The sequence below is a fragment of the Pseudomonas sp. Irchel s3f7 genome (assembly GCF_900187615.1).
In the GTDB taxonomy this organism is placed as follows: domain Bacteria; phylum Pseudomonadota; class Gammaproteobacteria; order Pseudomonadales; family Pseudomonadaceae; genus Aquipseudomonas.
The window spans coordinates 1-5,798 of record NZ_FYDO01000058.1 but is presented as its reverse complement, the minus strand read 5'-3'; the positions used below and the strand labels follow the sequence as shown (position 1 = coordinate 5,798).

5 protein-coding genes and 1 pseudogene are annotated in these 5,798 nt (G+C 60.2%); 5 read left to right on the top strand and 1 reads right to left on the bottom strand.

Annotated features, from left to right (window positions below; all coding sequences use genetic code 11):
* Positions 1–196: pseudogene (locus tag CKW19_RS28915) on the top strand (hypothetical protein); the annotation flags it as partial.
* 96 nt (positions 197–292) lie between these two features.
* On the opposite strand, the gene CKW19_RS28065 reads toward CKW19_RS28915, so the two are convergent.
* The gene (locus CKW19_RS28065; RefSeq protein ID WP_095061769.1) at positions 293–1,126 is read right to left on the bottom strand and encodes an alpha/beta fold hydrolase; all 834 of its coding nucleotides are present in this window, start codon (positions 1,124–1,126) and stop codon (positions 293–295) included.
* 260 nt (positions 1,127–1,386) lie between these two features.
* Between CKW19_RS28065 and CKW19_RS28060 the strand changes: the two genes are divergently transcribed.
* The 4 genes from CKW19_RS28060 (at position 1,387) to CKW19_RS28040 (ending at position 5,389) form a co-directional block, all read left to right on the top strand.
* Positions 1,387–2,121, top strand: coding sequence for an SDR family NAD(P)-dependent oxidoreductase (locus tag CKW19_RS28060; RefSeq protein ID WP_095061768.1), 735 nt, complete (start codon positions 1,387–1,389; stop codon positions 2,119–2,121).
* 14 nt (positions 2,122–2,135) lie between these two features.
* A complete protein-coding gene (locus tag CKW19_RS28055) occupies positions 2,136–2,909 on the top strand; it encodes an SDR family NAD(P)-dependent oxidoreductase (RefSeq protein WP_095061767.1) in 774 nt (257 codons plus the stop codon).
* 5 nt (positions 2,910–2,914) lie between these two features.
* Positions 2,915–3,544, top strand: coding sequence for a nuclear transport factor 2 family protein (locus CKW19_RS28050; RefSeq protein ID WP_218232140.1), 630 nt, complete (start codon positions 2,915–2,917; stop codon positions 3,542–3,544).
* A gap of 307 nt (positions 3,545–3,851) precedes the next feature.
* Positions 3,852–5,389 (top strand): IS3 family transposase gene (locus tag CKW19_RS28040; RefSeq protein WP_095061764.1). Its coding sequence is split into 2 segments (ribosomal slippage): positions 3,852–4,320 and positions 4,320–5,389, totalling 1,539 coding nucleotides; the frame shifts between segments, so codons are not numbered across the junction.
* Positions 5,390–5,798: the final 409 nt, after the last annotated feature.

The window sequence follows — 5,798 nt, the reverse complement described above, 5'->3', positions numbered from 1 at the left end:
CTGGCGATGCGGTGTTGAAGCTGATGCCGCCATCGCTGGCAAGCCAGCTCCTACAGGTTTTGCGGGTGTATCCGGATGGTTGAGCGGTAGGGAAATCTGTAGGAGCCGGCTTGCTGGCGATGCGGTGGTGAAACTGATGCCGCCATCGCTGGCGAGCCAGCTCCTACAGGTTTTGCGGGTGCGTCCGGATTGTTGAGAGGTAGGGAAAGCTGTAGGAGCCGGCTTGCTGGCGATGCGGCGGTGAAGCTGATGCCGCCATCGCTGGCAAGCCTCGCTCACCACGTCGCCCGGATCAGCCGTTTTGCAGGAAATCGATGCAGCTGCGGTTGAACAGTTCGCGATGTTCCACCTGGACCCAATGTCCGCATCGGTTGAGCACGATGAAGCGGGCATTCGGTGCGCCGTCGATGATGCGCTGGGCGCCGCTGATTGGGTTGAAATGATCATTGGTTCCCCAGAAGCCAAGGATCGGGCACTGGATTTCACCCAGGCGTGCCTCCATGTTCTGCACCATCATCGTGCTGAACAGATTCTTCGGCTGGGTCACGGCCACCGCCACGCGTTCCTGCAGCAGGCTTTCCGGCAGGATCGAAGCGTCGAATAGCTGCAGGCTCATCATGCTGCGCATCTCTTCCAGACCGATGGGGCCAGCGCTGAACAGGCTGACCATGCGCACAATGCCTTCCATCTTGAAGTAGGTTTCCCGCTCCTCGACACCGCCCGGTGCCAGCAAAATCAGGCTCTGCGGCAGTTGCGGCAGGCGCAGGGCCAGCCCCAGGGCGATCGCGCCGCCCAGCGAATTACCCAGCAGCGTGCAACGCCGCACACCGATGGCTTCGAGGAACGCCGCCACGCAATCGACGAAGAAATCCAGGTTGTACTGCACGTCCTCGGGTTTGTCCGAGCGGCCGAAACCCGGTAGGTCGAGCACGATGTTGCGATAGCCCGCGGCGACCAGTTGCGGGTAGTTGCCCTTGAAATTGCTGAAGCCACTGGCGCCCGGCCCGCTGCCGTGCAGCCACAGCACCACAGGGCCTGCGCCCTCATCCAGATAGTGCAGGCGCAGGCCGTTTGGCAGGCTCGCGTAATGGCCGACGGGCAGGGGCAGATCTACGGGTTGGTTCATGGGGTTCTCCATTGAAGGCGGATTCATGAAGCACAGCCGCGCCAGGCGCCGCAGCAGATTGAAGGGGAATACAGCGCCTGGCGTGGTGCGCGCCTTGCGAATGCTGGGCTCTGGCGGGGTTATCCACATCGTCCGTTCAGACCACGCGGCGATAGTCCCATCGGACGATGTGTGCCCGGGCGCTTGCCGCTAATCATGCAGGGGACGGCGCGACTGCAAGGGCAGCGGGCCGCAGCGTATTTGCACACTCGGAGATTGCTATGAAGTTACTCAACAAAGTGGCCTTTGTGACCGGCGCCGCGCAGGGCATGGGTCAGGCCATCGTGCGTGGTTTTGTCGCCGAAGGCGCCAAGGTGGTGGCTGTCGATCTGAATCAAGCGGCCTTGGCCGAGAGCCTGGCAGACCTTGGCGACAAGGTCCTGGCCCTGTCCTGCAACGTCGGTGACAGCGCCTCCGTGGCCGATGCCATGGGCCAGACCGAACAGCATTTCGGCGGCCTCGACATTCTGGTCAACAACGCCGGCGTGGGCGGACTGGACAGCTTCCTCGAAACCCCGGATGAGAGCTGGTCGCGCGTGATCGGCGTGAACCTGGGTGGCACCTTTCTGTGCTGTCGTGAGGGCGCAAAACTGATGGTCAAGGGTGGCCGTAAGGGCGCGATCATCAACCTCTCCAGCACCGCTGCGCTGACCGGTGAAGGCCCAAGTCACTATTGCGCGTCGAAAGCCGGAGTGATGGGGCTGACCCGTTCGATCGCCCGTGAACTGGCGGCCAGCGGCATCCGCGTCAACACCCTGGTACCGGGGCCGACCAATACGCCGATGATGGCCGGCATCCCTGACGAATACATGGAAGCGCTGCTGAAAAACGTGCCGCTGGGACGCATGTGCGAGACCGATGAGATCGCCCGGGTTGCAGTGTTCCTGGCCAGCGAAGACGCCAGTTTCATGACCGGGCAGAACATCGCCGTTAACGGCGGCATGGCCTTTATCTGATCAGGGAGTCACCCATGAGCAAGCGTTTACAAGGAAAAATTGCCTTCGTTACCGGCGCCGGTTCCGGCATCGGCGAAGCCACTGCACTGCGTTTCGCCGAAGAGGGCGCAACAGTGGTGTTGTGCGGGCGCCGCATTGAGCCGTTGCAAGGCGTGCAGGAAAAAATCCGTGCCCAGGGCGGGCAAGCCGAGATCGCCGTGGCCGATGTCAGCGATGAACAGGCTTACGTCGGTGCGCTGCAAGCGACCGCACAACGCCACGGGCGCCTGGACATCCTGGTCAACAATGCGATGGCCTACACTTGGGGCAGCATCGACACCATGACCACCGCCGACTGGCACGCCAACTTCGCCACTACCGTCGACGGGACCTTCTTCGGCACCCGCACCGCGATGCAGTTGATGAAAGCGCAGGGCGGCGGTTCGATCGTCAACATCGCCTCGATCTGTGGCCTGTTCGGTACCGCATGGATGGCCGGTTATTCGGCGGCCAAGGCGGCGGTGATCAACTTCAGCCGGGCGGCGGCCAGTGAAGGTGCACCGCACAACATCCGCTGCAACGTGATCATTCCGGGGGTGGTCGACACCCCGGCCACTGCTGGCATGCTCGGTGACGCCAAAACCCGCACCAACACCGAAAAGGTGATCCCGATGAAACGGGTCGGCCTGCCGGTGGAACTGGCCAACGCGATTCTGTTCCTGGCCAGCGACGAGGCGTCGTATGTCACCGGCGCCAGCCTGGCGGTGGACGGCGGGCGCGGTTCTGACCTGTACACGGTGCTCGACTGATGGGCCTGGAGTCCGCCGCGCTGCTTGAGCGCATCGATCGCCTGGAGTCGCTTGACGCTATCCGCCAACTGGCCGGCAAGTACGCGCTGGCGCTGGACATGCGTGACATGGATGCGATGGCTAACTGCTTCGCCCCGGACGTGCGCGTGGGCCGCGACAAGAGCGGTCGCGCGCACCTCAAAGCGTGGCTGGACGAAACCATGCGCAAGCAGTTCCACGGCACCTCCCATCACTTGGGGCAGCACATCATCGAGTTCAGCGATGCCGATCACGCCACTGGCGTGGTCTATTCCAAGAACGAGCATGAGACCGGTCCCGAGTGGGTGATCATGCAGATGCTGTACTGGGACGACTACGAGCGGATCGACGGGCGCTGGTGTTTCCGTCGTCGCTTGCCGTGCTACTGGTACGCGACCGACCTGAACAAACCACCGATTGGCGGCCTGAAGATGCGTTGGCCGGGGCGCGAGCCTTACGCCGGCAGTTTCCATGAGTTGTTTCCGTCGTGGGATGCGTTCTGGGCGCAACGTCCGGACAAGGACGCCTTGCCGCAGATCGCCGAACCCGCGCCGTTGGAAGGCTTTCTCAAAACCCTGCGCCGTGGGGCGGATGACCCGAAGATTCGCGTACGCTGACCAATCTGGGCGGCCCGTGCAGGTGCCGCCCTTTTGCTTGCGCGACGGTATACCCCTTTTGGCGCGCACCTTCCAGCTAGCCTGGGTTTTGCGGCTGTCCCCGATCCCCTGTAGGAGCGAGCCTGCTCGCGATGGCTTTGTGTTGGGCGACTTGTTTTTTGATGGTGTACATATCCATTGCTGCGGTAACGGCGACTTATGGTTTCGCCCTTACGGCGAGTCCCTTTTGGCAAACGCCCTCAGTGTCAGGCTACCTGTCGCCCTTGTTGATTGACTCAATCATTCAAGAGGGCGAAGGTGCACAACAATGTCCAACCTAGGCAAACGCTACGACAACGACTTCAAAGACTGGGTCGTTTTGCAAATGATGCCGCCCCTCAATCGATCAGTGGCAGAACTTGCCGTCGCGCTCAATCTCACGCCACAGTCGCTGCGAAACTGGAGACAAATGGCTAGAGATAAAGGCTTGATCGTTCCGGGAAACGGCAAGACCAGTGACCAATGGACTAGCACTGATAAGTTCAATGCTGTCATGGAAACGGCGCCGTTGAGCGAGGTGGAGATCTCTCAGTATTGCCGAATCAAGGGAATTTACCCTGAGCAAATCCAGCAGTGGCGAATGGCATGCCAGAACGCCAATCCGGTCGTTGACCTCAACTCTCGAACCTCTAAGACGGCTGAGCAGCGGCGTATCAAAATACTTGAACGTCAATTGATCCAGTCTGATGCCGGACGTGCGGAGGCGGAGGCCTTGCTGGATCTCAGAAAAAAAGCCAATGCGATCTGGGGCAAGGACAAGGAAGACTGATCGACGCCTCTGATCGTACGCAAGCCATGAAGTTGATAGCAGACGCGGTGCTAAATGGCGCTCGTCGATACCGAGCCTGCAATGAGCTGGGGCTGAGCCTGCGCACAGTTCAACGCTGGCGACACGCTGACTGTGACGGACGACAACTGGCTCAGCGGGCAGCTCCGGCTAACAAGCTCAGTGATACGGAGCGCCAAGCGGTGCTTGCCGCTGCCAATCAGGCTGGCTACGCCAGCCTCACCCCGCACCAAATCGTCCCGAAACTGGCCGATGAAGGTATCTATCTGGCGTCGGAGTCGACGTTTTACCGTGTGTTAAAAGCCGCTAATCAAAACGTGCGTCGCGGCCGAACCAAAGCCCCGAAACGCAGGGTACTGACGACGCATCGCGCTGACGCTCCCAATCAGGTGTGGTGTTGGGATATCACTTGGTTGCCCAGCACTGTCAGAGGTCGTTTTTTCTACTGGTATATGGTCAAGGATGTCTACAGCCGCAAGCTCGTCGCCAATGAAGTGCATGAGGTGGAATGTGCCGAACACGCCTGTGAGCTGCTTAGAAAGGGATGTTTGCGTGAGCATACTGCGGGTCGTCCGTTGGTGTTGCACTCGGATAACGGCCACGTTATGAGAGGCTCCTTGTTACGTGAAAGCATGGTGGCCCTGGGCGTAGAGCCGTCTTTTAGCCGGCCAAGGGTGAGCAATGATAACGCCTATGCGGAGGCACTTTTCCGCACTGCAAAATACTGCCCGCTTTGGCCGGATCAACCATTTGATACGGTCACTGATGCAAGGCTTGGGGTGCAGAAATTTATCGAGTGGTACAACGAAGATCACCGACACAGCGCCTTGAAATACGTGACGCCAAACGAGCGACACGAAGGCAAAGCGACGGCTCTATTACAAGCTAGAGCAGCACTTTATGAGGATGCCAGGGAAGCTAATCCGAGTCGCTGGAGTACTCGGACACGCAACTGGAAGCTGGCAGATGCGGTGTATTTAAACCCAGAACGCCCTGCAATTAAGGGCGCAACGGGCTAACAACTGTAGGAGCAAGGCGACAGGTACCTTGACACGTACCGAACGCCCCAAAAGGAACCAAAAGGTCTTGCCCCACCATTCGGCCCCTCGCTGAGGCTCGGGGTGCCCTCACTCCGGCATTGCTCCGTGGGCCCGCCGCGATCGGCCATCCATGGCCGTGCGCGGCTATCCCGGCATCCATGCCGGGATGCCCACTGCGCAACGCCTGCGTTCGGCCTCTGGAAACGGGGCGGGTGGATCAAGATCAAAAGCCAAGCAAGATCAAAAGATCGCAGCCTTCGGCAGCTCCTTGTATCTCGACTATCGCTCCATCAGGAGCGATAGTTCTCGACTGATCATCGAGGGAGGGTTCTGGAAGCCGTGCAGCTCCTTAGGCTTTATGCCTGTGACGTAGATTGTGCTCCAGCCC

What these genes read in the sequence shown, in the direction of transcription:
- CKW19_RS28065 (WP_095061769.1), bottom strand. Translation starts at nt 1,126, where the DNA reads ATGAACCAACCCGTAGATCTGCCCCTGCCCGTCGGCCATTACGCGAGC.
- CKW19_RS28060 (WP_095061768.1), top strand. Translation starts at nt 1,387, where the DNA reads ATGAAGTTACTCAACAAAGTGGCCTTTGTGACCGGCGCCGCGCAGGGC.
- CKW19_RS28055 (WP_095061767.1), top strand. Translation starts at nt 2,136, where the DNA reads ATGAGCAAGCGTTTACAAGGAAAAATTGCCTTCGTTACCGGCGCCGGT.